This is a genomic window from Fusibacter sp. A1 (assembly GCF_004125825.1).
Taxonomy (GTDB): Bacteria; Bacillota; Clostridia; order Peptostreptococcales; family Acidaminobacteraceae; genus QQWI01.
Map to the genome: position 1 here is coordinate 1 of NZ_QQWI01000001.1, position 23,518 is coordinate 23,518.

Sequence of the window (23,518 nt, forward strand, 5' to 3'; positions counted from 1 at the left end):
CGCCCCCTTGTTTTTCTTCACTTGTTTATAGGCTTTATTTAGGTTATTAGGGTCTAGAATTTGTTCCAATAGGCCATACTCTTCACTGCTTGCGTCGGTGATGTTGTTTTCAGTTATCCTCTCTTCGGTAAGCGCTCTGTCATACCCTTTGTGTTCCGCACTATCTCTTTGACAGGAGCCATCGTTTTTACGATGTATTCTGCTTTCTTTCGTCCCGATTTCGGTAACATTCATTGACTTTCACCTCCTTAGGTTCAACCCTTCATGGTCACGTCGACATGGCCACTACTATGGTCTCGGCTGACTTCTCATGGCAAATCTTATTTCAACCGTCTATCGCTATAATGCTTTAGCCGTCCATGAGATCTCCCCAGGTAAGAGCGCAATCCTTCTCTCCATACATCTGCCACATTTACAGCGGTTAATTCCGAGTAGTTATTGGACTTCGACATGTTATGCAGCCTTATCCTTAACCGTTGCCTGATGTGATTTCTGTTCGTCAGACCAGAGATTTGCCGCCGGCTTCCTTCAGATTCGCAGTCACCCGCGACACCCTTGCCTTAAGCTATACACTTCCCACTACTAGGGCGTGTTCGGGACTTGCACCCGTTGGATTGCGCCCATGCTGGGCGCACATAAAAAAAGCACCGTTCAGTCGAACGGTGCTTTTTACTTCATCTTCTTAGGGAGTCCTCATACCAACCACTGTGCGAGAAACGCTTTGGAATCCATTTTGTCTATCACCTGTCTAAGACCTACAGGGTCATTCGTGCTCACAAGAGCGTATCCCTCCGATAGCTCGGTTGCAGGATACTCTTTTTCAAGCGTTCTCAGAATCGCCTCACTCGTTCTTACATAATAGGTACTCGTCTCAAAGGTTGACTTTTCGGTCGCTATGGTAAAGACAGGTTTGTACCCCGCTGATTTACCTTTAAGCCTGACAAGGTCCGCAAGCACCGCATTGGCCGTTGCAAGCTTTCCTGCACCGGGTCCTTTAAGTACGAGCCTGTTTAGGTTTTCATGCTCGAAGACGGTGCAGTTGTCCACCCCCTCGGTCTGACCGAAGTCGCTTGCTTTTTTTACTATCACCGGTCTTACAAGAACCGATACGCCAGTGCCGTGATGGCTGCTTGATGCGACGTATCTGATGGTGCAGCCCAGTTTTTTCACCTGTTCGAAATCCACTGGAGCTACCTGACGCAGGCTTTCTATCCAGAGTTGACCGAGGGATAGCAGCGTGCCATGTGCGAGTGCTGTCAAAATGATGATCTTTCTTGCGGCGTCATAGCCGTCTACATCGTCATCGGGGATGGCTTCTGCATAGCCGTTTTCTTGAGCTACCTTCAGGGCCTCATCAAAGGAGCCGCCTTCGTGCTCGATCTTCGATAAGATAAAATTGCCTGTTCCGTTGAGTATGCCGTGGATTCCCCTTGATTCACCATGAAGCAGATGTTCTTCAAGCGTGGATATGACAGGAATTCCACCGGCGACACATGCTTCTACCATAAGATTCACATGGTTGCTGTTTGCCAGTGCTTGAAGTTCTGGATAATGGGCGGCTATCACTGCCTTATTGGCTGTAATCACATGTTTCTTATTGATGAGTGCGCGTTTGATATAGGCATAGGCCGTGTCGATACCGCCAAGCACTTCAACCACCACATCAATTTCAGGATCGTCGACGATATGGTCCGCATTTGTGGTAAACCGCACATCGTCACGTGTGCCTGCGTACTTGTCCAGATTTCTCACAAGCGCTGTTTTCACCGATACGGCTTCCCCAACAAGCGTCAAAAGCCTATCCTCATGTTTTTTTACAATGTCCGCTACTCCGCTGCCTACTGTTCCAAAACCTAACAATCCCAACTTCATATGTTCTTCTCCTTTGACATCACCAACTTATTATATCTATGATACGCTTTTACCCCTTAAGTGTTAAGTCTTATTTTGATAAGGCCTGATTTAAATCATCGATCAGGTCATTCACATTCTCTATTCCTATCGACAGACGGATCAGCTCAGGTCTTACTCCTGCGGCGATTTGCTCATCAGCGCTCAATTGCTGATGGGTGGTAGACGCCGGATGGATGACAAGTGACTTGGCGTCACCTACATTGGCAAGATGCGAGAATAGCTTTAGCAGGTTGATCACTCTGACACCCTTGTCGTAACCGCCCTTTACTCCAAAAGTCAAAATCGCTCCAGCTCCCTTAGGAAGGTATTTTGTCGCCCTTTCATAGTCCGGGTGTGATTTTAACGACGGATGTTTTACCCATGCGACTTCAGGGTGGTTTTCAAGAAATTCTGCGATGCTTCTGGCATTTTCGACGTGCCTTTCTACTCTTAGCGATAAGGTCTCTATACCTTGAGCCAGTAAGAAGGCATTGAAGGGCGAAAGGCAAGCACCCAGATCCCTAAGAAGAGTGACTCTCAACTTAACGATATAGGCAAGGTTTGCAAATGCCTCATGGTATACAAGTCCATGGTAGCTGGGATCCGGTGTCGTAAACTCAGAAAATCTGCCACCCGTCCAGTCGAACTTTCCGCTGTCGACAACCACACCGCCGATTGAAGTTCCTGCCCCGCCGATATACTTTGTCGCAGAATGGATGACAATATCGGCACCATGTTCTATAGGTCTGAAAAGGTATGGTGTGGCAAAGGTGTTGTCCACAATGAGCGGCAGCTTGTTTTTTGCTGCGATGTCAGCGATCCTATCAAAATCAGGAATGTTGATTCCAGGGTTTCCTATTGTTTCGATGTAGATCGCCTTTGTTTTTTCGTTGATGGCAGCCTCATAGGCGTCAAAATCATCAGGACCTACAAATCTGCTTGTAATTCCAAATCGTTTTAAGGTATGGGTGAATAAAGTTGACGTACCGCCATAAAGGGTGTTGGCAGCGATGATCTCATCCCCCGCTGCCGCGATGTTCATCACAGCATACGAGATGGCAGCCATGCCTGAAGCCGTCGCAACTGCTGCGACACCGCCTTCAAGCGCGGCGATTCTTTTTTCAAAGGCGTCTGTGGTCGGATTCGTCAGACGGGTGTAGATATTCCCGAATTTTTTAAGTGCGAACAAATCCGCCGCATCCTGAGCATCGTCAAAGACATAGCTCGATGTCTGATAGATTGGAAGCGCCCTCGACTTTGTCGCAGCGTCGGGCACAAGTCCCGCGTGAATCTGTAATGTCTCAAACCTGAAATCATTCTTCATGTGTATCCTCCTGATATTCAATCGCTATCTCATTCACTACGGCAATTTATAAATCCCTGATAATTTAAAAAGATCGTCAATAAAAAAAAACTTCTTGTAGCAGGCTACAAGAAGTCATTGAACTTTCTTATACCTTATCTTCCAGGCTGTTGACCTGCTGGATTTAGCACCACAGCTATTGCTAGGTTGCCGGACGTCATAGGGCCAGTCCCTCGGTCTCTCTCGATAAGTAATGATTAATAGGATTATAAACGCCTAACTTTACAAAAGCAAGCGGTTTTGTGATAGATATTAGATATAAGAATGATATATCAGATCAACATGGTTAGAGGGCTCTGAGCCTCTGCATCGTATCCTCGTCAAGGGTTACCCATTTTAGGATTGCCGCTTTTAAAATCGCGATAGGGGTCAACAACCATCCGTTGACCGTATGACAAGTGGCTAGCCCTAAGTCAAGCTTTGAACCGGCAAGCTCCCAATTATCGTCACCTTCTGTGAACTCGATAAAAATGACCTCAAAATGGAGGTACCCCAAGTCATCTTTGATCGCATACGATCCAGACTTCATACCTTTTTGCACCGTTGTGACGCCATTTGCTTCATTGAACTGGTCAAAGGCTTCCTTATGCTGAAGCGGCATGACAAGATCAATCGTAGGTTCTTTCAAAGCCAAAGTCCCTAAATGATGGGCCGCGCTGTATTTGGGCCCCATGATGAAGCCCGACTCATAGTCACGGTAAAAGTGCAAAAGCCTTATGATGTGGTTGTCTTCAGGGCACACCCACTTTGTCTGGTATAGGAAGTCGTACTGGCCGATCTGACGTTTCAAGCCCATTCCAAGATCCATTTCAATAAGGGCGAAATCAATCTCCTCGAACTCGGCCATACCGTTTTCTTTTCTGCGGCTGTCGAGCAGGTCGGGGGTTTCCACTTCCCACAGTACTGTTTCTCCTATGAGGCTGATGTCCCACTGAGTGCCGTATAATTGAGGCCGTCTTTCAAAAAATGCGATTCGATCGGCCATATGCGCAGCGTAGCTCTTTGTGACAGGATCCTTCTTCAAACTATAGAAATCCCACGCCCCACGCATGAAATCAGGCATGCTTATCGCATGGATGATCACCATGAAAAGCGCCTCTGCAGCCTCTTCGCTCAGTTTTGCAAAGTCCGGCCACTGGTTGTCTTTGACGTAATTCATGACAAAGGCGGCGTTCTTCTCATGCAGAGCCCGTATCTCGGGATGGTAGCCTGCAAAAAGTTCACCGCGGTTCATAATATCTTGACGGAGTTCATAATCCGCTTCTTCCATCTTTATAAGTTGTTTTTCAAGTTGTTTCATCACTTAACCCCTTTTCAATTTGATAAGAAACACCTTTGCTATTATATCATAGTTTACTACCCCAAAAGTGCCCTTTCCACTCGTAGAAGCATGCGATATTCAATTTATTCAAAAAAAAAGAAGTGCACTCGCACTTCTTCAATAGTTTCTATATTTTCCAGTTGCCTTTGTCAAATACGATGATTTCCTCACCACTGGCTGTTGTTCCTGTGATGTTCAGTTCACCTGAACCTACCATGAAGTCCACATGCGAAAGCGACAGGTTGACACCCATTTCATCCAGTTTCTCTTTGGAATGTTTGTCCGCATCCTCCACAGAAAGAAGATAGGCGTTTCCAAATGCGAAGTGGCATGATGCGTTCTCATCAAAAAGCGTGTTGAAGAAGGTCACGTTCGTATTGGAAATCGGTGAGTCATGGGGAACGATCGCGATTTCACCTAGGTACATCGAACCGTCATCCGTTGCGAATAGATTGGCTAGAGCATCTTGTCCGACTTCAGCCTTATAATCGACCACTTTACCCTTTTCAAACGTGAAGGAGAAGTTCTCGATCAGCTTTCCGCCATAAACAAGCGGTTTTGTCGAAGCCAGGGTGCCATCCACCTGATATTTGTGAGGTGTGCTGAACACTTCTTCTGTCGGTATGTTAGGAAGGAACTTGTCGCCTGTTAGGCTGAGCTGACCACCGCCGATCCACTTGTGGCTCTCAGGCATTCCGACAACCAGATCGGTGCCAGGCGCCTTATAGTGGAACTTTACAAAGTTCTTGCCATTTAGAAGTTCAAGTTTATCATCCAGAAGATTCAAGTGGTTCTCCCAAGCCTTTACAGGATCTGGCTCGTGCATGCGTGTAGCTTCGAAGATCTTATCCCATAGCGCGTCGATCGCTTGAGTTTCTTCTAATTTTGGAAATACTTTTTTCGCCCAAGGAGCGTTGGCATGGGCGACAATCGTCCAGCAGGTATTTCCCTGCATCACATAATTCTTGTACTCTTCCGATGCGAGTGCAGCGGCCTTTTGAAAGAGGCCCATCTTCTTAGGTTCGATATCCATCATAAGTTCCGGATCTGCAGAAACGATCGAAATGATGGCGGCACCTTTTCTTATCATTCCAAGCAGCCCGTCAACTCTCCACTGAGGAAAATCGGAAAGCACTTCTTCAGAAGCGTTTTTAAGAAGCGCATGGGTAATGTGCTGATCGCCATATTCCACAACGACTCTCTTTGCACCTGCCTCATATGCTTTTGCAGTCACAAAACGTGCAAGTTCATAACAATTGATCGGTGCGTTGACAATGACTTCCTGATCTTTTTTGACCCCAGCACCCACACGTACTGCGAGGTCGGCATATTTCGCTAGTTTTTCTTGAAAAGACATCCTAATCCTCCTGTATAAAAATATTTTTACGGTACTTCAATGATAACGTTTTCTCCGTATTCTTTCAAGGTCGTCCACTTATTTAATTGATTTTTTTCAAGATTGGATGACCATATAAATAATAGTTTAACAATTTTAAATATTTCAACTTGCGCCCCCCCTTCGCGTAGGGTATTCTAGAACTGGAGGTGATTATTATGTGGAACAGGACTACAAAAAATTATACGGCTATCGGAGCACTTTTCGGATGTGCGTTTCCTTTGGGGGCGATCACGTTTGAACTCATCAGACTGAGTCTTCCCTTGACATTGGATTCCATAACTTCGATTCATCATGACAATCCACTGCTTTTTATGGTGGAAAGCGCGCCGATCTTCCTTGGTCTTTTTGCTTATTTCGGTGGAATCAGCAAAAGTAAGGCGAATGATCTGAACGAAGTCTTAAATCTCAAGCTGACTGATCTTGAGGACAGCACCAAGCTCGTTTCAGAGCTCGCGGACGACGCAAGCAGGCAGTATGAAGTAATGAGTACGACCGCCACAAGGCTACGGGACAATCACCACCATACAGAAATAGCACTCGACTCGCTTTGTAAGATGAGCGATACCATCGATGATCTGTCAAAGGACATCAATGGACATGTGGGTGATATCGCAAACACCGTAGAGCACCACTCCTCATTTACAAAATCAATGGTCAACAAAATAGAAGACGCATGCGGGCTTATCGCATCATCCATCCAAGTGATAGAAAAACAATTCAATACGCTGTCCCTCTTGGAACAGGAAATCAGCAAAGACCTCACACACATGGGAACGCTGGGTCAGAACGTGAATGAAATCACCACTCTTATCGCAACGATACAAACCATCGCAGACGATGTCTCCTTGCTCGCACTTAACGCATCCATCGAGGCTGCAAGGGCAGGTGATTCAGGTAGGGGGTTTGAGGTCGTCGCAAAAGAGGTCGGCAAGCTTGCAACCTTCACAAAAGCCACAGCTTATGATACGACACTTGTTGCAAATGAGCTGCTTGAGACCACCACGCAATTAGCTAGGGATTTCGATCAGATCAAAGGAAAACTGACACTCTTCACCAACTCAAAATCCGCCCTTTTAGATGTGACTAAAACTATTGATGAAACCAAGAACAATATGTTAACCTTATCAGTAGAAGCAAGTAGCAAGATCACCACTCAGCAGTCACATATCAACAACAGTCAGCTCTCCATCAAAGAACGTATGGAATACCTTGGTCAGCTGAAGGATGTTTCACATGAGCTGACTCAGTCCTTGGAACTCATTTCTAAAGACATCAAAACGCTCGGCTGACCGAATAAAGCGGTGATCGCCGATTGGAGGAACGACTATGGCTAAAATGACCTGGAAACCCGGCACGATGATCTATCCTGTACCCGCAGTGATGGTCTCCTGCGGAGACTCAGAAGACACACACAACATCATCACGATCGCTTGGACCGGAACCATCTGTACAGATCCCGCCATGGCTTACATATCGATCAGAAAATCCAGGCATTCCTATGACATCATCAAGCGCACGAAAAGCTTTGTCATCAACCTGACGACCAAAGATCTTGTCTTCGCGACAGACTACTGCGGAGTCGTATCCGGAAGGGATGTCGATAAGTTTAAGAAGATGAATCTGACAAAAGTCAAGGCGACTCATGTAAACGCCCCCATGATCGAGGAAGCTCCCATCAACATCGAATGCGAGCTGAAGGAAATCGTAGAGCTCGGTATCCACGACATGTTTATCGCCGAAGTGAAGGCGGTGCATGCCGATGAACGTTACATGGATGAGTCCGGTAAGTTCCACCTCGACCAAGCCGAGCCCATCGCCTATTCACACGGGGCCTACTACACCCTAGGAGAGAAGCTTGGCACGTTCGGCTATTCCGTAAAGAAGAAAAAAAAGAAAAAATAAGTGTAAAAAGACTCACCCGACGCCTAAGCTGTGGATGAGTCTTTTTTAGTGGTTAAGATGATGGTTTACTTTTAAAGTTCAAAAACATAACCGATCTCCCGAAGCACCTGTTCGCCGATGGTGATGTCCTTCTCTTCTTTTTTAACACCGCCCATTCTCACGTAAAACCCTCTGTGGGGATTGGCTTTTAGGGACCAGATGATCATGTTCTTCTTTCCTTGGGCCTTAAATAGCATTTCGATCCTGTTATATAGGGCGTGTCCGATACCGTTTCCCTGAAATTCGGGGAGCAGGTAGATCGCATAAAGCTCACCGTCGTACTTACCCAACCTGTCTTCACCGGCAGTGGCGAATCCAATGATTCTGCCGTCGATTTCCGCGACAAAAACGATAGAATCGTCTTCTGAAAGCCTAGTTTCATAGTTGGCGACAGTATCTTCGAAATCAGTCCATCTTTTTTGAATGAATGCGTCATCCACGATATTTTTGTACGCGGACTCCCACGTTTTAAGATTGACTTCAATGATCGCTCTCGCATCTTCTCTTTTTGCGAGTCTTATCGTAAATCTATCCATAATGGCACCCCTTTTCAAGTTTTACTTATTATAACATACTTTCAAGGATTCACCTACGGCTTCAAGGGTGTTTTCCACATCTTCCTCGCTGTGTGCCGCAGATAGGAACAACCCCTCAAATTGAGCGGGCGGAAGAAGAATACCTCTTTGAAGCATTTCTCTAAAGAATTTGCCGTACATAGAAGTATCGCAGGTCGCGACTTCCTTGTAGTTTCTTGGAACTTCAGGAGTAAAGAAGAGACAGACCATGCCATTTACCCTGACAACAGAAAGAGGATACTCCGAATTTTGGATGATATCCGAAAGCCCACGTTCCAAAATCACAGCCTTTGCTTCAATCTCGCGGTAAACTTCCGGGTGATCTTTTAAATGGGTCAGCATCTTGTATCCCATATACATGGCCAGGGGATTGCCAGAAAGCGTACCGGCCTGATAGACTCCACCAACAGGTGACACGCAGTTCATCACCTCTCGTTTGCCGCCGTAAGCTCCAACTGGGAGTCCGCCACCGATGATTTTTCCATAACAGGTCAGATCAGCCTCCACACCAAAATAGCCGTAGGCCCCTGTAAGACCGAGTCTGAATCCTGTAATGACCTCATCGAAGATGAGCAGGGCTCCATGTTGTGTGCATAGCCTTCTAAGGGCCTCTACAAACTCCTGAGTGGCCGCCACCACGCCCATGTTTCCTGCGACAGGTTCCAGTATCACACACGCGATCTGGTCACCTTCCCTATTGAAAAGCTCACTGACCTGATCGATATCGTTGTAATCGAGCACCAATGTATCCTTCACCACATCCGCTGGTACGCCGGGGCTTGTCGGCACGCCGTAAGTGAGCGTGCCAGAGCCGCTCTTGACAAGCAGCGCATCCGAATGACCGTGATAACAGCCTTCGAACTTGACGATCTTATTTCGTCCTGTGAAACCTCTGGCAAGCCTTAGGGCGCTCATGGTCGCCTCGGTGCCCGAATTGACCATTCGAATCATCTCCACAGGCTTGATAAGTCCTGTGATCAGCTCTGCCATTTCGACTTCCATCGCAGTAGGCACGCCGTAGCTTGTGCCTTTTTTCAGCACGCTTTCAAAGCCTTCCATCAAAAGTTCAGGCGCATGCCCGAGAATCATGGGCCCCCACGACTGGATATAGTCTATGTATCGGTTTCCATCCACATCAAAAAGATAAGCGCCTTCCCCTCTTTCTGCGAAGATAGGATCCGCACCGACGGACTTAAATGCTCTTACAGGACTGTTCACGCCCCCCGGTATGACATTTTTGGCACGCTCGAATAAACTTTTAGAACTCATGATGATAAGCCTCCATATTTTTTGCCAGATATTTTGAGAAGTAAGTGATGATCAGGTCGGCGCCAGCCCTCTTAAACGCGATCATTTGCTCGTAAATCGCCCTCTCATCGACGATTCCCGTAGTCACGCCGTGATAGAGCATGGCATATTCACCGCTGACATGGTAGCACACCAGCGGAAGATCAGAAACCTCTTTCATCGAACTTAAAATGTCCAGATACATGCTTGCCGGTTTGACCATCAGCATGTCGGCACCCTCTAATGTATCGAGTTCGATCTCCCTGAGAGCGTCCCTTTTATTGTGGTAGTCCATCTGATATGCTTTACGGTCACCGAAGCTAGGCGCCGAATGCGCTGCCTCCCTGAAGGGTCCATATAGGTTCGACGCATATTTGATGGCATAGGACAAGATGTTCACCTCTTGATAACCCGACCTGTCGAGCGAGGCTCTGATCGCCCCTACCCGGCCGTCCATCATATCAGAAGGCGCCACGATGTCGGCACCCGCGACGGCATGTGAAACAGCGATGCGGCTTAAGTATTCGAGGGTCTCATCGTTTAGCACGCTTCCGTCCTCGTTTAAGATGCCGCAGTGTCCATGATCGGTATACTGGCACATGCAGACATCGGTGATCACGATCATCTCAGGGCACGCCTCTTTGATTCCCCTAATCGCTCTTTGTACTATACCTTCGTCATCATAGGCGCTTGTCGCAACAGAGTCCTTGCTTGATGGAACCCCAAACAGCAGGACAGCCCTGATGCCAAGATCGAATAGCTCGACCGCTTCTTTTTTTAGCTCATCCACAGAATAATGAAAGACTTCCGGCAGTGATCCGATCTCTTCTTTTACACCTACTCCTTCTACAGCAAAAATAGGTGCCACAAGATCATGGATGTTAAGCCGCGTTTCTCTGACAAGCTTTCTTATATTTTCGTTTTTTCTATTTCTTCTAGGTCTAATGATCATTTTTCCACCTCAAACAGTTGACTCAACCTATCCACCATTCCATCAATCGTGTAGGTCCCTGGCATATCAAACGCTTTAAAACCGAATCCCTTCAAGGTGTCACCGGTGACGGGTCCTATTGCTACCACTTTCTTTGATGACAGATAATCAAGGGCCTTGTCGCCGAGTTGATTGAAAAAATGTTTCACCGTCGATGCGCTGGTGAAGGTGATCGCATCGCAAATCGAGAGCGCCTCGATCTGATCCTCGTTCAATTCCTCAGCTACTGACTCATAAATCAGTATCTCTTCCACTTCACAAAGAGAGCCAAGACCTGTTATCAGTTCCTTTCTTGCGTTCATCGCCCTTGCCACAAGCAGCTTGTCCGCGCTTTTCAGTTGAGGCTTTAAAAGATCCACCAAGGCCTCTGTCACATATACGCTAGGGACAAGGTCGGCGATCACACCGTGGTGTTCAAGCGCTCCGGCAGTCTGTGACCCTATGGCGATAATCTTCATATCGCCTAGTGCCCGGGTATCCTTCCCCACTCTTTTAAGGCCTTCGAAAAAGTATTTCACCCCATTTTGGCTGGTAAATACAAGATGGGTGTATTCCTTGAGTGAGTTCAGCTTCACCTCTAAAGCCTCTTCATTCCTCGGAACGATCTTGATCGTAGGTACTTCAACGGCGCTAGCACCCAACGCTTTCAACTTGAAGACCAGATCGCTTGCCTGGTCTCTTGCCCTCGTGACCGCAACGGTTCTTCCAAATAGCGGCTTTGAAGTGAACCAGTCAAGGGTATCATGCGCATTTATCACTTCACCGACTGCGATCAGGCAAGGAGAGCTAAGCCCCGCAGACCTGTTCTTTTGTGTGATATCCTCAAGGGTACCGATCAGTTTTTTCTGCTTATTGTGGCTTGCCCACTGCACGAGGGCCACTGGAGTAGATGGGTCTTTGCCACCGCCCATAAGATGACCGGTGATTCGCTCGAGATTGGACAGCCCCATCAGAAACACGAGGGTTCCCTCATATTTTGCGATGGCTGCCCAGTCGTGATCAAGCTCGTCCTCTTTCAAATGACCGGTGATCACATGAAAACTCGAGGCGTAGCTCCTATGGGTGATGGGTATACCCGCATAGGCGAGGCCTCCTATAGCCGAAGTGATGCCGGGCACCACTTCAAAGTCGATCTTGTTCTCTCTTAATTTGACCCCTTCCTCACCGCCCCTGCCGAACACATAGGGATCGCCACCTTTTAGTCTGACGATATGCTTGTGAGATCCTGCAAGGTCGACAAGCAGCTGATTGATCTCATCCTGCGTCAGCGCGTGATTGGCAGCCTCTTTACCCACATAGATCTTTACGGCCGAATCACTCACAAGAGCAAGCAGTTCCGGATTAGCCAGCCTATCGTAGACGACAGCATCACACATTTCAAGCAGACGCTTTCCTTTTACAGTAATCAGTTCCGGATCTCCGCAACCCGCTCCTACCAAATATACTTTAGGATTCATTCGTTTGCATCCTTTCTTTAAGCGCATCGGCAAGTGCTTTGCCTAAGGCCTGCGCATCGCTTGGATCACCGCTCACCGTCTGTCTGACCATCACCGATCCGTCCTCGTTTCCAAATAGTCCTTCAAGGGTCAAAAGACCTTCGTCCAATGTCGCATAGGCGCCGATCGGCATATGGCATGATCCGTCGATATGCCTTAAAAAAGCTCTCTCGGCTGTAGCCTGCAGATGGGACTCTTCATGGACAAGCGAGCCTAGCAGTTTTTCCGCCTCGGTGTCCGACTCCCTTATCTGAATTCCAAGAATCCCCTGTGCCGGCGCGGGTAGCATCCACTTTGGATCGAGTACGAGATAATGCTCCCTCTCTATCCCGAGCCTGTCAAGTCCCGCTTTTGCGAGCACTATGGCGTCATACATGCCTTCATCCAGCTTTCTAAGTCTGGTATCGACATTCCCCCTGATTCCCTCGATATTCAGGTCAGGTCTGAGCGCCTTGAGCTGATACGCCCTTCTCTTGCTGCCAGTGCCTACGACAGCACCTTCTTTTAAGTCTTCAAGCGAGGTGACCTTCGTGGTTGCTATCAGTATATCTCTCGCATCCGCCCGAACAGGCGATTTTACGAATTTTAGCCCCTCTGTATCCACTCCAGGCATATCCTTTAAGGAATGGACGGCGATATCCACACACCCATTTAGGAGGTCCTCTTCGATCTCCTTCACAAAAAGACCTCGGTCACCTATCTTGTCGAGGGCTACGTTTTGAATGCGGTCCCCGGTCGTCTTGATTATCTTTATTGAGATCTTAAGCCCTTCATGATGGCTTTCCAGCTGACTTTTAACCCAGTTGGTTTGAGTAAGCGCCAGTTTGCTGCCCCTTGTTCCTATGATCAGTTCTCTAGACATTGGCTCTCCTTCATTTTTTTATACGTCTTATAGTCGATCGCAAGCAGGCGATCGAGCTGTCTTTTCTTCTCAGCCTCTTCAAGTGACAGGTATTTCTTTCTTTCCCCGGCAAGATAGGCGAGGTAGCATCCGTAATCCTCTTCAAAAAAGTTTTCCAGCTCGTTCTTTATGCGCTTGCCGACTCCGGGATAACCGCCGTTTGTCGAGACAGCCACCGTCAGCTCGCCGCGCCTCACACTAGCCATGTTGTGAAAACAGCTGTCCTCAGGTGAATCCGCTACATTGACGAGCGCCTTATTTTTAAAATGATCCACGATCCTATGATTGAAGTCCCTGTCATCTGTGCACACCACCACCATGAAATAGGCCGTATCGTCTGAAAACACATCTTCAACGGTTGGGATTCCACTGGTCTCTAAGCTTGCTTGCAAGTCGTACAGATAGACCTGGGCCCCTTCCGTTAGGAAGAGCTCGGCTTTTCGCCTGCCGACTGCACCATATCCGACAATCAAGACAGGCTTTCCTTTCACATCGATCATTATGGGTATCATATCAAGCCTCCCAGTCGCTCGAAAACAGTTTTGACAGAAGAACGACCATCTGCTCCCTTGTGGTTTCATCCTCGATCGCCTTCAGGTTCAGGATCGGATTTCGTACCACTCTTTTTAGGGCGGATTTCATCGTCTTTTCAATGACCACCATCTCATGCCTGCTGATCGTCAGCTTGGTGTTGAGGTACTCCATGGAGTCTGAATGGATGTCGTTTATCATCGTGCCTAAGTCCTTGAGCGTTTCGTGCACCTTCGTTTTTTCAAGCCACTTGAAAAGCAGGGCTACTTTCTCGCCTACAAGGGTATGGGCTTTTAGGATCAGTTCTTCTCTTTTCTTCTCGTTCTTCTTGGCTTCTGATTGTATGGTATCGATGTTGGTCAGCTCTATACCCTCAAGCTCCTTCACACGAATGTCCACATCTCTTGGTAGAGAAAGGTCTAAAATATGAAGCTTTGAAGGAATATCGGCGAAATCCTCCTTTATGAAGATGGTATGCGGTGCGGCTGTGGCGCTGATCAGACAGTCCATTCCCTTGACCGCTTCCACTTTTTCGTCGTAATCTACCCAGCATATCTGAGGATACTTAGACAGATACTCCTCGTTTTTAAGCTGGTTACGGCTGGTTGCAAAGACATGTGCTCCAAGTGCCACAGCGTTCTCCAGCGCAAGACGTCCCATTTCACCAAGTCCGACGACCAATACTTTTTTACCTTTAAGACCCACCTTCTCATCCACAAGCTTCACTCCGATATAGCTGAGCGACAGGGGGATCTCAGAGATTTTGAGGGCGGTTTTGATTTCTTTAGCGCTTGAGATCGCATCTCTGAAAAGAACGTTTAAGATCCTTTTCGTCGCACCGTGTTCCCTTGCCATGTCATAGGCGTTTTTCATCTGACCGATGATCTGGTCCTCCCCGAGTACAATAGAATCAAGTCCCACAGCTACCTGTACCATATGTTCGATGGCGTCTGAACCGGTTTTTTGATAAAGATAGCCCGTTTCCTCGGTATGAAGGAGCGACTGATAATAGTCTTTTACAAGCTCGATACCCTCTATCAGATGCTCCTTTGACATGGCGATATAACATTCGCTGCGTCCGCATGTATTTAAAACAACCACCTCATGAATTCCTTCATCAAGGAGGGTTGTCATCATTTCTATTTTACCTGAGTCCGTCAATACGGCTCTTTCCCTGATTTCAGCAGGTGCTGTCTGATGATTTAATCCAATGACCGCTATGTTCATCGTTTCCTCCAACTTGTAAAAATTCAGCTTTATTCTTAAAGGAATGTTTTCCCATGACACGTTTGATAAGCATCAGCCAAGGCAGTTCCAGTTTCGCCTCCTCAATGAGGTGCGTATGGTCGAATACATGCTCTGGTGACCCTTCACATGTCACACTCCCTCTGCTGAGCAGATACAGATGATTGCACACCTCATGGATAAGGTCCATGTCGTGTGAGGAGATTAAAATCTTCTTGCCCTCCTCTGAGAGCTTTTTGATAAGACGGATCATTTCCTGTCTACCATGGGGATCGAGACCCGCTGTGGGTTCATCCATCAATATCATATCATGTCCCATGGCTAAAATGCCTGCTATGGCAACACGTTTTTTTTCACCGAAACTCAAATACTGGACAAAACGTTCTTCAAAGCCGACTAGGTCCACCTCCTTCAGTGCGGATTTCACCCTGCTCTCGATGATGCCATCCTGTAGATGAAGATTATGACATCCGTAGGCGACGTCCTCGAAAACGGTGTTCAAGAGGACCTGATCATCCGGGTTTTGAAAGACCATTCCTACTTTTTTATGGTGTTCGTTCAAGGCTTTCCTCTTATAGGTGATTTTTTCTCCAGCCAAGGTGATTTGACCGTTTTGTGGCCTAAGCACCCCGAGCATCAGTTTCATGACTGTCGATTTCCCGGCCCCGTTAGCTCCAATTATACCGATAATCGAGCCTTTATCGGTATCAATAGTTACGTCATTTATGGCTTTTACCCCAGTTTGATAGGTAAAGCTCACATTTTTGAGTTTTATCATTTCTTAATGGTCCTCACCTAGTCTAAGTACGATGCTCGTGTGCATCTTATCCGTCTTGTCAAACACTCTGACAAACAGGGCGCCGACCATGATTCCAAGGGACCTGATCGAAGTCCTTTTGCTGCAGTAGCCAAGCCTCATCTTCTGCGACTGGTAGATCACACCCGCCTCGGCGATGAAAATGAAGATGAAGCGGTAGCTGATCTCGAGGATTTCAAGAAAAACACCGGGAACCTTCAGCTTTTTAAACAGATCCATCGTATGCTTCATCGGCGTGATGTTGATGTAGGTGTAAAGTGCGGTAAAGCAGGCCATGCTTCTAAACACCAGCTTAAGCCCCAAGGACAGTCCACTCGAGTAGATGCCGATGTAACCCTTGCCAAAGGCAGCGCTGAGGAGCATGGCTTCCTCCGATAGCCCATAGCCGACTGCGACCCCTAAGCTGCCGACACTTAAAAAGGCAAGCACACCTGACCACGACTTAAGCACCCGTTTCAGCTTGAAGTGTCTGCTTCTTGAAAGGATACCTAAGGAAAGGAGGATGAGAGCGCCAAGGACGGGCAGACCCGGCCAAATAAAACTGAGGGTGAAGCATAAGAAACAGTAAAAAGCCTTGGCACCTGTATTCACATCGCGCCAAGGGTGATTATTCGCATAAAAATCCGTACTAAGCACGTCGACCTCTTTTACCGTAGAAGTGAAGGCACACCGCCATCACAACAGAACCTGCTATTCCCTGAAAGATAAAGAAGAACAGTTCGCCCGATTCGCTAGGTTCAAAGAAGGAAGTGAACCATGGGACATAATGACTGTCGATCGATAGGATTGTTTCTGTCGCCAGATCGTCTGTTCCTACAAAGTCCGCGTTCAAAGCGATGTAGGTCGTGATGGCGACAAGCGACAACATCAAAAGCAGCGTTATCATCACATTACGTTTCATTTAAACCACCTCCGCTACGTTTTGCCTGTGCGATATAGTTGAAGATCACAATCGTCAGCATCCCTTCGACAATCGCGATTGGAACTTGTGATACAGCGAATACGCCTAAAAACTTGGTGAAGGACCCCATGATCCCTAAGGACTGGTCGGGGTAGGCGAGCGCCAGCTGCAGGGAGGTTACGACATAGGTCGCCCAGTTGCCGAGGGTCGCAGCCATGAATACCCGCACGCTTTCAGGACACCTTATTTTTTTTAGGCCCTTGTAGATCCAGTAACTGACCAGCGGACCAGCAAAGGCCATGGAGAAGCTATTCGCTCCAAGGGTCGTGATTCCGCCATGCGCAAGAAGAAGAGTCTGAAAAATCAGTACTGCGATCCCTACGATCACCATGACGCCGGGCCCGAATAAAATCGCTCCAAGTCCCACACCCGTAGGATGCGAGCTCGATCCCATCACAGAAGGCATCTTCAGTGAGGACAGGGTAAAGGCGAAGGCTGCGATGACACCTATCAGAAGTTTGTTCTTGCTGTCTTCCTTAAGCACCTTGTCGACCTTCTTCAGTCCGTAAAAAAAGATAGGAAGCATGACGATAGACCAAAATGCCGCCCACTTGATCGGTAGGAAACCTTCTGTGATGTGCATCGCACTGACCGAGGTCAGCACCGATAGGAACATGAGGCTCAGTGTTACCTTTATCTTTTGTCTCATTTGACTTCCTCCAATACGTTTAAAATCTCTTCATCCGTGCTGTAGCAGTTGGGATAGTCAATAACAGGTCTTCTAACGACAATACAGGGAATTCCAAGCGACCTTGCCGCGCGGATCTTTTCACCTGTCAAAGAGGTCGTGCCGCTTTCTTTCATCACAAGCGCATCGATGTCAAAATCTACCAGCGTGGTCCTGTTCTGATCAAAGCTGAAAGGACCTTTTTGCGCGAGGATGCGGTCCATCCCCACATGCAGGCTTTCTAGCTCTCTGAGCACCTCCGATGTGGGCAGCACCCTGTAGATGACTGTGCAGGCCGTAGCTTCCCACAGCGCAGCATGTTTGCTTCCTGTTACGAGAATCCGCTTTGCCAAGGTAGGTGCGAGGCTTGCCGCATCTTCCATGCTGTCTACGACATATTGATTTCCCTCTTCGGTGAGTCCGGTCTGCTTCCTTTCGTACCTTATGTAAAGGATATCCATAGTACAGCAGGCCTCTATCAATTGTCTGCTTATCTCTCCCGCGTGGGGGTGTGATGCGTCTAGCACCACGTCCACGCCGTGATCCAAAATGAACCGCTTGATCTTCTCGGGGGTAAAGGGATGGACAACCGCATCGATACCGCAGTTCTCAGCCATTTTTCTACCCGTTTCGGTCGTGACGGTCATGATGTAGGCATCCCCATTTTGGGCGATGCCGCCTGCAAGCCGGTTGGCATCGGACGTGCCTCCGACAATCAGAATCATAGATGATAGCCCCTTGGGGTGATGGTCTTGCCACCGACATGTATCGTCGCGGGATTGCCGACAATGACCATGGAGGTCATATCCACCACCTCGTAATCGACTGTGTCTAGTGTCGTTCTGATCACCTCTTGACCCTCTCTATAGGCGTCCTTGACGATCACCACGGCAAGATCGGTACCCGAATGCTCCCTGATGATGTCAAAGGCATCCTTTAAGTGGTTAGGCCTGCCCTTTGACCGTGGATTATAAAAGCACATGACAAACTCTCCGAGCGTGGCATATCTTATTCTTTTTCTGATCAGCTCGAGCGGAGTCAGAAGGTCGCTCAGTGAAATATGGCAGTAGTCGTGCATCAGCGGTGCGCCGGCAAGAGCCGCTGCCGCAGAACTTGCTGTGACACCTGGGATGATGTTCACCTCGATATCCGTATCCACACATAGCTCAAGGACAAGGCCTGCCATGCCATAGACTCCGGCATCGCCGCTTGAGATCACCGCCACAGATTTTCCAGTCGCAGCAAGCTCAACAGCCATTCTACATCTTTCCACTTCTTTTTTCATTCCGTTTTGAACAATTTGCTTTTGTCCGATGATGTTTGCGATAAGATCGATATAGGTTTTGTAACCGACGATGACATCGCACTTTTCGATAGCGGTCAGCGCCTCAGCGGTGATCGCCTCTAGTTTACCCGGACCAATTCCAACAACATGAATCATTTTATTCCTCCAATGGCGAGTGTGACGCCTTCAAACGCGTATCTAGTGGTGAGCAGCCTTCCCCTAGATCCCAGGACCGCACAGGGCTCTGCGACTGCCCTTATGCCGATTGTACTTTCAACAAAGTCGGATCCTTCAAACTCCGTTTCCATCGCCTTGATCAAGTCCCTATCGATGACATCGATAATAAGCTTTTCGTTTTTCGCATAGTTTATAAGTCCAGGCTCGACCGCTTTGATGTCGATTGTGGCGATGTTTCTTATTTGTCTTAGATGCAGCTTGTTTTCACTTAAAAAACTATCTACCGCTAGCCTGATCTGATCCTCGGACTTGTCTTTTTTACAGCCGAAGCCAAGTGTGAGACTAGGCGTTTCGATCCAGATCAGATGGGAGAGTTCCTCCGGTGGAGCTGAGGAGTGCCACCAGATTCCCGTGCTGTTCTTTTTCGCCTCACCGATGGACCTGATCAGAAATCCAGGTCCGTCGGTGGTGAGACTGTCTTGAGTGAAGATCATAACCTGCTTTCCAGATACAAGCTCGCTGTTGACCCTTACGATCTCATCCCTGTAATATTTAGGGTTTATTCCTTCCTTAAGCATAAGCATGTCAAGGGAGGCAAGTCCTTTTCGGTCGGTAGCCGTAGTGACGACAGGCACCGCGCCTAGGTCAGCCGCTACCCTTTCACACAACTTATTTGCCCCACCCACGTGCCCTGATAGCACGCTGATGCAGAAGGTTCCCTGCTCATCTACAGCAAGCACGGCGGGATCTGTGAATTTCGACTCCATAAGACCTGCGATGCTTCTTACTACGATTCCTAGGGAGCAGAAGAAGATCATATGGTCAAAGTTGAGCCAGGCTTCTTTCACAAGCGTCTTAAAGTCCGGTTCGATTCGATCGACTCCTTCAAGGGCTTTTGTCGATACGACCGTGCAGTCCGTAGAGCGTTTCAGCACTTCTGCCAGCCTGACTCCGCCTGCAGTAAGAACGATGCAGACCGTCCTATTTTCTGTACTCATGTTTAAAGTCCTTGTCGTATAGTTTTGAAAAGTTATAGGCGCTGCCTAAAAACTGTCCTACCATGATTAGGGCGGTTTTGGTGATTCCCGCCTCCTCCACTAGCTCATGAAGCGTTGTCAGCGTTCCTTTTACGATCTGCTCCTCAGGCCAGGTCGCCTTGTAGACGACAGCCGCAGGAGTGTCCGCCGGGTAACCGCCAGCCATAAGCGACTTTGTGACATCCTCGACCCTGTTGGCTGACAAGAAAATCACCATCGACGTCTGATGCCTTGCAAAGGACTCGATGCTTTCCTTATCGGGCACAGGAGTACGTCCCGCGATTCTTGTGATGATCAGACTTTGTGAAATCTCAGGCACCGTGTACTCGGCCCTTATCGCAGAAGCCGCCCCTAAAAAGCTGGATACGCCAGGTACCAGCTCGAAGGTATGACCTAGTTCGATCAGACACTCCATCTGTTCCCTGAGTGATCCGAAAAGAGAGAAGTCTCCCGTATGCAGCCTCACGACACGCTTGCCCTCACTGCTGTATTTTGTAAGGGTCTCGATGATTTCCTCCATGGTCATGGTGGCACTGTCAAAGATTGCGCAGCCCGCCTTGCAGTAATCAAGCAGTTTGGGATTTACAAGCGAACCCGCATAGACCACACAGTCCGCCTCTTTTAAATGGTTATGCCCTCTAAGGGTGATAAGGTCTACAGCTCCCGGTCCTGCTCCAACAAATACGATACTCATGATGTCCACCTCTTATTGATCACAATCGTAGAAAAGTACGATATACGTTCGTCTGTAATAGTGCTTAAATCCTCATAGACCACTTCTTCTTCCTGAGTGGCATGGCTTACAAGTCTTGTGAAAGGTGCGACTCCTTCTTCTATAAGCATCGCGATGATTTCTTTAAATTGCAGGCTTAGCTTCATCAGCACCAGTGAATCCTCGGTCCTTACCCGGCGTCTGATCTCTTCAAGCGGTATGTTGCATGAAACGACGCACATGCTCATGTCGTCAACGACAAGCGGTGTGTTCGTTGAAGATGCCACTCCCTGATAACTTGTGATTCCAGGAACCGTCTCGATTTCGATCCTTCCCATTAACCGCTCAAGCAGGTAGATGTAGGTGGCATAGGTCATGGTATCGCCAAGCGTCAGAAAGGCGACCCTTAATCCTTCCTTGACCCAAGTCTCGATTTCTGAGGAGATGCTGTCCCATGCTTTTTCCTTGACTTCGAGGTCCACCACCATCGGAAAGGTTCTTTCCTCTATTCGAATTCCTTCTTTTATGTAGGGTTTTGCTATGCGAAGCGCTAGGGATTCAAGCCCCTTTTTCGCGGTTGGGACCAGGATCACATCCACCGTCTTCAATATGTTTACAGCCTTTATCGTCAGGAGCTCGGGATTTCCCGGTCCTACTCCGATACCATAGAATTTACTCATGTGACTCTCCTTTTAATGTGAAACAGATCATAAATGTCGGGTTGTTAGGCTTAAGGTAAGTGAAGGGACCAAGTCCCTCAGACTTCGATACATGTATCTGACTCACCTCACAGCTTATCTTCAGCTCCTTTAGGTAGAGGAGAGTTTCTGCGAACTGCTCAAGGGTGATGAAGGTCATCACCACCTGGCTGTTGAGCCTTGCGATATCCTGCATCCACTTGATGATGGCCTTTACATTGCCTCCAGTGCCTCCGACAAAGAACCTGTCGAAATCTCCTTCGACGCTCAGATGAGGCGCCTTTCCCTCTAGGATGTCAAGGCTCACGCCAAAATGTCTGCAGTTCTCGTTTATGAGCGCCACAGCCTCTGGGTTTCTTTCGATCGCCGTCACTTGCAAGTGACTATAGACAAGTTTGGCCTCTATGCCTATCGATCCTGTTCCGGCACCGATATCAAGCATCCTGTGGCCGTCTGCCAGGTCAAGCTTTGACAGTGCGACCGCCCGTACCTCTTCCTTTGTCATCGGCACTTTTCCTCTGATAAACCGGCTATCTCTCATAATGAATCACCACAACATGCATGCCTTCCTTTTTGAACTCACAAAATTCTTCCGGTTTCCCCATCACGACAGACTCGCTTTCATAGCCTAAGTCCGTGCCGATATACACCGTCACCGGTTCTCCTAAGAACGCTTTTGCGATGATGCCGGGGTGGTTTACCTTGTCTGTCACCATGGCAATTTTCTGATGGATTTTTAGCGACTCGAAATCCAATCTTCTTCCATGGGTGCTCGTAAAGAAGACCTCGTTCATGTCCACCGGTATTTTTGTAAAGATATACTGAAGCGAACTGATTCCGCTGATGATCTCCACCTTTTCATAGCGCTCTCTGATCCCTTTGCCTATTCCAAACAGCAAGGGGTCACCGCTTGCGAGGATGACGATTCTTTCATTTTTGTTGGCTTCGACGCATGCGATGATCTCACTGGTCCTGCCGTTTATCTCGACTGTTTTCGCAGTGTGCCCGCAAAACATTCTCAGCTGCCTCTTAGACCCTATCAGAAGGGTCGCGGATTCTACGGCTCTTTGTCCTGCAAGTGTGATCATCGAATCACCCGCAGGTCCTACTCCTACAACTGTCAACTTCATCGTAGTTCTCCTTCAAAGGTCTTAGCCAGAAAGGTCTTCTTGTCGCTGAACATGATCACTTCCACATCCATCTCGCCGTAGGTTCTTTCAAGCATTCTATCTTTCGCCCGGTCTGCAAGCCTTTTGAAAACCGCCTCATATCTATATTCCCTGATATGCGTCACCGCTTCTTCTGTCGTGTTTGACGCTTCCACCTTCAAAAGCAGCTCAAAGGGAGCCTTCATCATCGCAAGGTTCGCGGTGATTATCTCACGCTTTGCGTCACTCACCCTCGAATGGGTGTGGAAGATGCCTCCAGTCACTTTGACAAGCTTTCCTATATTTCCGATCAGCACCACTTTTCTTATCCCTAATAGCCTTGCCTCATCGAGCATATGACCGATAAAATTGCTGGTCCTTATGATCTCGTGTTCGCCGTAGCCGAGCGTCCTCGCATAGTCGAAGCCGTAGTTTCCGAATACGAATACAAGTTCCCTTTTTCCTAAGGCGACACACTGCCTCAGTTCCACAGCGAGCGCCGACTTGAAGGCCTCCTCGCTCATGGGAACGACGATGCCTGTTGTTCCTATAATAGAGATACCGCCTAGGATGCCCAGTTTTGGATTGAATGTCTTTTTAGATGCTTCCAGTCCGCCAGGCACAGACAGGCATACCTCAAGTCCACCGCAGTCGCCTAAGAACTCCAAAAGGTGCTCCATCAGCATCTTTCTTGGTGTAGGATTGATCGCCGGCATGCCTACCTCAACGCTAAGTCCAGGTTTTGTAACCACGCCCACACCTTCACCACAGAGTAGCTCTATCCTACCTGTAGAAGTCAATCTCACCGTGGCCTCTATCGCCAGTCCGTGGGTGACATCGATATCGTCTCCGCCATCTTTAATGGCGATTCCCTTGATGGTCTGCTGGTCCACAGCTACCGTTTGGACATCGATGCTTAACGTGCTGCCGGCAGGTAATCTCACCTCAACCGACGCTTCAACCACACCGTATACAAGCCTTCTTGCCGCCGCAACTGCGGCAGCTGTCGCTGTCGTGCCCGTCGTATAACCCATTCTCAACGCCTTTCCGTCCACATTTACCGTTCCAAGCAT

25 protein-coding genes, 1 pseudogene and 1 riboswitch are annotated in these 23,518 nt (G+C 48.1%); of the genes and pseudogenes, 2 read left to right on the plus strand and 24 right to left on the minus strand.

Going from position 1 to position 23,518, the window contains the following annotated elements; genetic code table 11:
* From DWB64_RS19330 to DWB64_RS00030, 5 genes and pseudogenes are all read right to left on the minus strand, one after another.
* Positions 1-234 (minus strand): annotated as a pseudogene (locus DWB64_RS19330) (hypothetical protein); the annotation flags it as partial.
* A 459-nt stretch (positions 235-693) separates the two neighbouring features.
* Complete coding sequence (locus DWB64_RS00015) at positions 694-1,872, minus strand: homoserine dehydrogenase (protein WP_129486121.1); 1,179 nt, start codon at positions 1,870-1,872, stop codon at positions 694-696.
* Positions 1,873-1,942: 70 nt separating this feature from the next.
* Positions 1,943-3,217 (minus strand): O-acetylhomoserine aminocarboxypropyltransferase/cysteine synthase family protein, encoded by a 1,275-nt coding sequence (locus tag DWB64_RS00020; RefSeq protein WP_129486122.1) that lies wholly within the window; start codon positions 3,215-3,217, stop codon positions 1,943-1,945.
* 131 nt (positions 3,218-3,348) lie between these two features.
* A riboswitch (SAM riboswitch) is annotated at positions 3,349-3,449 on the minus strand.
* Positions 3,450-3,542: 93 nt separating this feature from the next.
* Positions 3,543-4,556, minus strand: coding sequence for a hypothetical protein (locus DWB64_RS00025; protein ID WP_129486123.1), 1,014 nt, complete (start codon positions 4,554-4,556; stop codon positions 3,543-3,545).
* Positions 4,557-4,704: 148 nt separating this feature from the next.
* Complete coding sequence (locus tag DWB64_RS00030) at positions 4,705-5,934, minus strand: aminopeptidase (protein WP_129486124.1); 1,230 nt, start codon at positions 5,932-5,934, stop codon at positions 4,705-4,707.
* A gap of 197 nt (positions 5,935-6,131) precedes the next feature.
* On the opposite strand from DWB64_RS00030, the gene DWB64_RS00035 reads away from it, so the two are divergent.
* A complete protein-coding gene (locus DWB64_RS00035; protein ID WP_129486125.1) occupies positions 6,132-7,265 on the plus strand; it encodes a methyl-accepting chemotaxis protein in 1,134 nt (377 codons plus the stop codon).
* Positions 7,266-7,302: 37 nt separating this feature from the next.
* On the plus strand, positions 7,303-7,878 hold the full coding sequence (locus tag DWB64_RS00040; protein WP_129486126.1) for a flavin reductase family protein: 576 nt from the start codon (positions 7,303-7,305) through the stop codon (positions 7,876-7,878).
* A 71-nt stretch (positions 7,879-7,949) separates the two neighbouring features.
* Here DWB64_RS00040 and DWB64_RS00045 read toward each other — a convergent pair whose 3' ends face one another.
* Genes DWB64_RS00045 through cbiD form a run of 19 tightly spaced genes read right to left on the minus strand, consistent with a single transcriptional unit; the run spans position 7,950 to position 23,518 of the window.
* Positions 7,950-8,453, minus strand: a complete 504-nt coding sequence (locus DWB64_RS00045; protein WP_129486127.1) for a GNAT family N-acetyltransferase — start codon at positions 8,451-8,453, stop codon at positions 7,950-7,952.
* 21 nt (positions 8,454-8,474) lie between these two features.
* Positions 8,475-9,761 carry a glutamate-1-semialdehyde 2,1-aminomutase gene (gene hemL, locus DWB64_RS00050; protein WP_129486128.1) on the minus strand — a complete coding sequence of 429 codons (1,287 nt, stop codon included), beginning with the start codon at positions 9,759-9,761 and terminating at the stop codon, positions 8,475-8,477.
* Positions 9,751-10,731: a porphobilinogen synthase gene (gene hemB, locus DWB64_RS00055; RefSeq protein WP_129486129.1), complete on the minus strand. Its 981-nt coding sequence runs from the start codon at positions 10,729-10,731 to the stop codon at positions 9,751-9,753. Before hemB ends, hemL begins: the two co-directional genes overlap by 11 nt.
* A complete protein-coding gene (cobA, locus tag DWB64_RS00060; protein WP_129486130.1) occupies positions 10,728-12,227 on the minus strand; it encodes a uroporphyrinogen-III C-methyltransferase in 1,500 nt (499 codons plus the stop codon). The genes hemB and cobA overlap by 4 nt, the downstream gene beginning before the upstream one ends.
* Positions 12,217-13,128, minus strand: a complete 912-nt coding sequence (gene hemC / locus DWB64_RS00065) for a hydroxymethylbilane synthase (protein WP_129486131.1) — start codon at positions 13,126-13,128, stop codon at positions 12,217-12,219. The genes cobA and hemC overlap by 11 nt, the downstream gene beginning before the upstream one ends.
* Complete coding sequence (locus DWB64_RS00070; protein WP_164980135.1) at positions 13,113-13,679, minus strand: bifunctional precorrin-2 dehydrogenase/sirohydrochlorin ferrochelatase; 567 nt, start codon at positions 13,677-13,679, stop codon at positions 13,113-13,115. The genes hemC and DWB64_RS00070 overlap by 16 nt, the downstream gene beginning before the upstream one ends.
* 1 nt (position 13,680) lies before the next feature.
* Positions 13,681-14,925 (minus strand): glutamyl-tRNA reductase, encoded by a 1,245-nt coding sequence (gene hemA / locus DWB64_RS00075; protein ID WP_129486133.1) that lies wholly within the window; start codon positions 14,923-14,925, stop codon positions 13,681-13,683.
* The gene (locus DWB64_RS00080; protein ID WP_129486134.1) at positions 14,879-15,721 is read right to left on the minus strand and encodes an energy-coupling factor ABC transporter ATP-binding protein; all 843 of its coding nucleotides are present in this window, start codon (positions 15,719-15,721) and stop codon (positions 14,879-14,881) included. The genes hemA and DWB64_RS00080 overlap by 47 nt, the downstream gene beginning before the upstream one ends.
* Positions 15,722-15,724: 3 nt before the next feature.
* Entirely contained in the window at positions 15,725-16,396 is a 672-nt protein-coding gene (gene cbiQ / locus DWB64_RS00085; protein ID WP_129486135.1) for a cobalt ECF transporter T component CbiQ, read from the minus strand.
* Positions 16,389-16,661 (minus strand): energy-coupling factor ABC transporter substrate-binding protein, encoded by a 273-nt coding sequence (locus tag DWB64_RS00090; RefSeq protein ID WP_129486136.1) that lies wholly within the window; start codon positions 16,659-16,661, stop codon positions 16,389-16,391. The genes cbiQ and DWB64_RS00090 overlap by 8 nt, the downstream gene beginning before the upstream one ends.
* Positions 16,651-17,370 carry an energy-coupling factor ABC transporter permease gene (locus tag DWB64_RS00095; protein WP_129486137.1) on the minus strand — a complete coding sequence of 240 codons (720 nt, stop codon included), beginning with the start codon at positions 17,368-17,370 and terminating at the stop codon, positions 16,651-16,653. The genes DWB64_RS00090 and DWB64_RS00095 overlap by 11 nt, the downstream gene beginning before the upstream one ends.
* Positions 17,367-18,113: a precorrin-6A reductase gene (gene cobK / locus DWB64_RS00100; RefSeq protein ID WP_129486138.1), complete on the minus strand. Its 747-nt coding sequence runs from the start codon at positions 18,111-18,113 to the stop codon at positions 17,367-17,369. Before cobK ends, DWB64_RS00095 begins: the two co-directional genes overlap by 4 nt.
* Positions 18,110-18,829: a precorrin-3B C(17)-methyltransferase gene (cobJ, locus tag DWB64_RS00105; RefSeq protein WP_129486139.1), complete on the minus strand. Its 720-nt coding sequence runs from the start codon at positions 18,827-18,829 to the stop codon at positions 18,110-18,112. The genes cobK and cobJ overlap by 4 nt, the downstream gene beginning before the upstream one ends.
* On the minus strand, positions 18,826-19,848 hold the full coding sequence (locus DWB64_RS00110) for a cobalt-precorrin 5A hydrolase (RefSeq protein WP_129486140.1): 1,023 nt from the start codon (positions 19,846-19,848) through the stop codon (positions 18,826-18,828). The genes cobJ and DWB64_RS00110 overlap by 4 nt, the downstream gene beginning before the upstream one ends.
* Positions 19,832-20,581, minus strand: a complete 750-nt coding sequence (cobM, locus tag DWB64_RS00115; RefSeq protein ID WP_206736630.1) for a precorrin-4 C(11)-methyltransferase — start codon at positions 20,579-20,581, stop codon at positions 19,832-19,834. Before cobM ends, DWB64_RS00110 begins: the two co-directional genes overlap by 17 nt.
* On the minus strand, positions 20,578-21,279 hold the full coding sequence (gene cobI, locus DWB64_RS00120; RefSeq protein ID WP_129486141.1) for a precorrin-2 C(20)-methyltransferase: 702 nt from the start codon (positions 21,277-21,279) through the stop codon (positions 20,578-20,580). The genes cobM and cobI overlap by 4 nt, the downstream gene beginning before the upstream one ends.
* Positions 21,272-21,838 carry a precorrin-6Y C5,15-methyltransferase (decarboxylating) subunit CbiT gene (cbiT, locus tag DWB64_RS00125; protein ID WP_129486142.1) on the minus strand — a complete coding sequence of 189 codons (567 nt, stop codon included), beginning with the start codon at positions 21,836-21,838 and terminating at the stop codon, positions 21,272-21,274. The genes cobI and cbiT overlap by 8 nt, the downstream gene beginning before the upstream one ends.
* Positions 21,828-22,427, minus strand: a complete 600-nt coding sequence (gene cbiE / locus DWB64_RS00130; RefSeq protein WP_129486143.1) for a precorrin-6y C5,15-methyltransferase (decarboxylating) subunit CbiE — start codon at positions 22,425-22,427, stop codon at positions 21,828-21,830. Before cbiE ends, cbiT begins: the two co-directional genes overlap by 11 nt.
* Complete coding sequence (cbiD, locus tag DWB64_RS00135) at positions 22,424-23,518, minus strand: cobalt-precorrin-5B (C(1))-methyltransferase CbiD (RefSeq protein ID WP_129486144.1); 1,095 nt, start codon at positions 23,516-23,518, stop codon at positions 22,424-22,426. Before cbiD ends, cbiE begins: the two co-directional genes overlap by 4 nt.

Coding starts and splice junctions, on each gene's coding strand:
- cobA (WP_129486130.1), bottom strand. CDS start 12,227: ATGAATCCTAAAGTATATTTGGTAGGAGCGGGTTGCGGAGATCCGGAA.
- DWB64_RS00020 (WP_129486122.1), bottom strand. CDS start 3,217: ATGAAGAATGATTTCAGGTTTGAGACATTACAGATTCACGCGGGACTT.
- cbiD (WP_129486144.1), bottom strand. CDS start 23,518: ATGCTTGGAACGGTAAATGTGGACGGAAAGGCGTTGAGAATGGGTTAT.
- cobJ (WP_129486139.1), bottom strand. CDS start 18,829: ATGATTCATGTTGTTGGAATTGGTCCGGGTAAACTAGAGGCGATCACC.
- DWB64_RS00080 (WP_129486134.1), bottom strand. CDS start 15,721: ATGATAAAACTCAAAAATGTGAGCTTTACCTATCAAACTGGGGTAAAA.
- hemB (WP_129486129.1), bottom strand. CDS start 10,731: ATGATCATTAGACCTAGAAGAAATAGAAAAAACGAAAATATAAGAAAG.
- DWB64_RS00030 (WP_129486124.1), bottom strand. CDS start 5,934: ATGTCTTTTCAAGAAAAACTAGCGAAATATGCCGACCTCGCAGTACGT.
- cbiE (WP_129486143.1), bottom strand. CDS start 22,427: ATGAAGTTGACAGTTGTAGGAGTAGGACCTGCGGGTGATTCGATGATC.
- DWB64_RS00045 (WP_129486127.1), bottom strand. CDS start 8,453: ATGGATAGATTTACGATAAGACTCGCAAAAAGAGAAGATGCGAGAGCG.
- DWB64_RS00090 (WP_129486136.1), bottom strand. CDS start 16,661: ATGAAACGTAATGTGATGATAACGCTGCTTTTGATGTTGTCGCTTGTC.
- DWB64_RS00095 (WP_129486137.1), bottom strand. CDS start 17,370: ATGAGACAAAAGATAAAGGTAACACTGAGCCTCATGTTCCTATCGGTG.
- hemL (WP_129486128.1), bottom strand. CDS start 9,761: ATGAGTTCTAAAAGTTTATTCGAGCGTGCCAAAAATGTCATACCGGGG.
- DWB64_RS00040 (WP_129486126.1), top strand. CDS start 7,303: ATGGCTAAAATGACCTGGAAACCCGGCACGATGATCTATCCTGTACCC.
- hemA (WP_129486133.1), bottom strand. CDS start 14,925: ATGAACATAGCGGTCATTGGATTAAATCATCAGACAGCACCTGCTGAA.
- cobM (WP_206736630.1), bottom strand. CDS start 20,581: ATGAGTATCGTATTTGTTGGAGCAGGACCGGGAGCTGTAGACCTTATC.
- cbiT (WP_129486142.1), bottom strand. CDS start 21,838: ATGAGAGATAGCCGGTTTATCAGAGGAAAAGTGCCGATGACAAAGGAA.
- cobI (WP_129486141.1), bottom strand. CDS start 21,279: ATGAGTAAATTCTATGGTATCGGAGTAGGACCGGGAAATCCCGAGCTC.
- DWB64_RS00035 (WP_129486125.1), top strand. CDS start 6,132: ATGTGGAACAGGACTACAAAAAATTATACGGCTATCGGAGCACTTTTC.
- DWB64_RS00070 (WP_164980135.1), bottom strand. CDS start 13,679: ATGATACCCATAATGATCGATGTGAAAGGAAAGCCTGTCTTGATTGTC.
- DWB64_RS00025 (WP_129486123.1), bottom strand. CDS start 4,556: ATGAAACAACTTGAAAAACAACTTATAAAGATGGAAGAAGCGGATTAT.
- cobK (WP_129486138.1), bottom strand. CDS start 18,113: ATGATTCTGATTGTCGGAGGCACGTCCGATGCCAACCGGCTTGCAGGC.
- DWB64_RS00015 (WP_129486121.1), bottom strand. CDS start 1,872: ATGAAGTTGGGATTGTTAGGTTTTGGAACAGTAGGCAGCGGAGTAGCG.
- hemC (WP_129486131.1), bottom strand. CDS start 13,128: ATGTCTAGAGAACTGATCATAGGAACAAGGGGCAGCAAACTGGCGCTT.
- DWB64_RS00110 (WP_129486140.1), bottom strand. CDS start 19,848: ATGAGTACAGAAAATAGGACGGTCTGCATCGTTCTTACTGCAGGCGGA.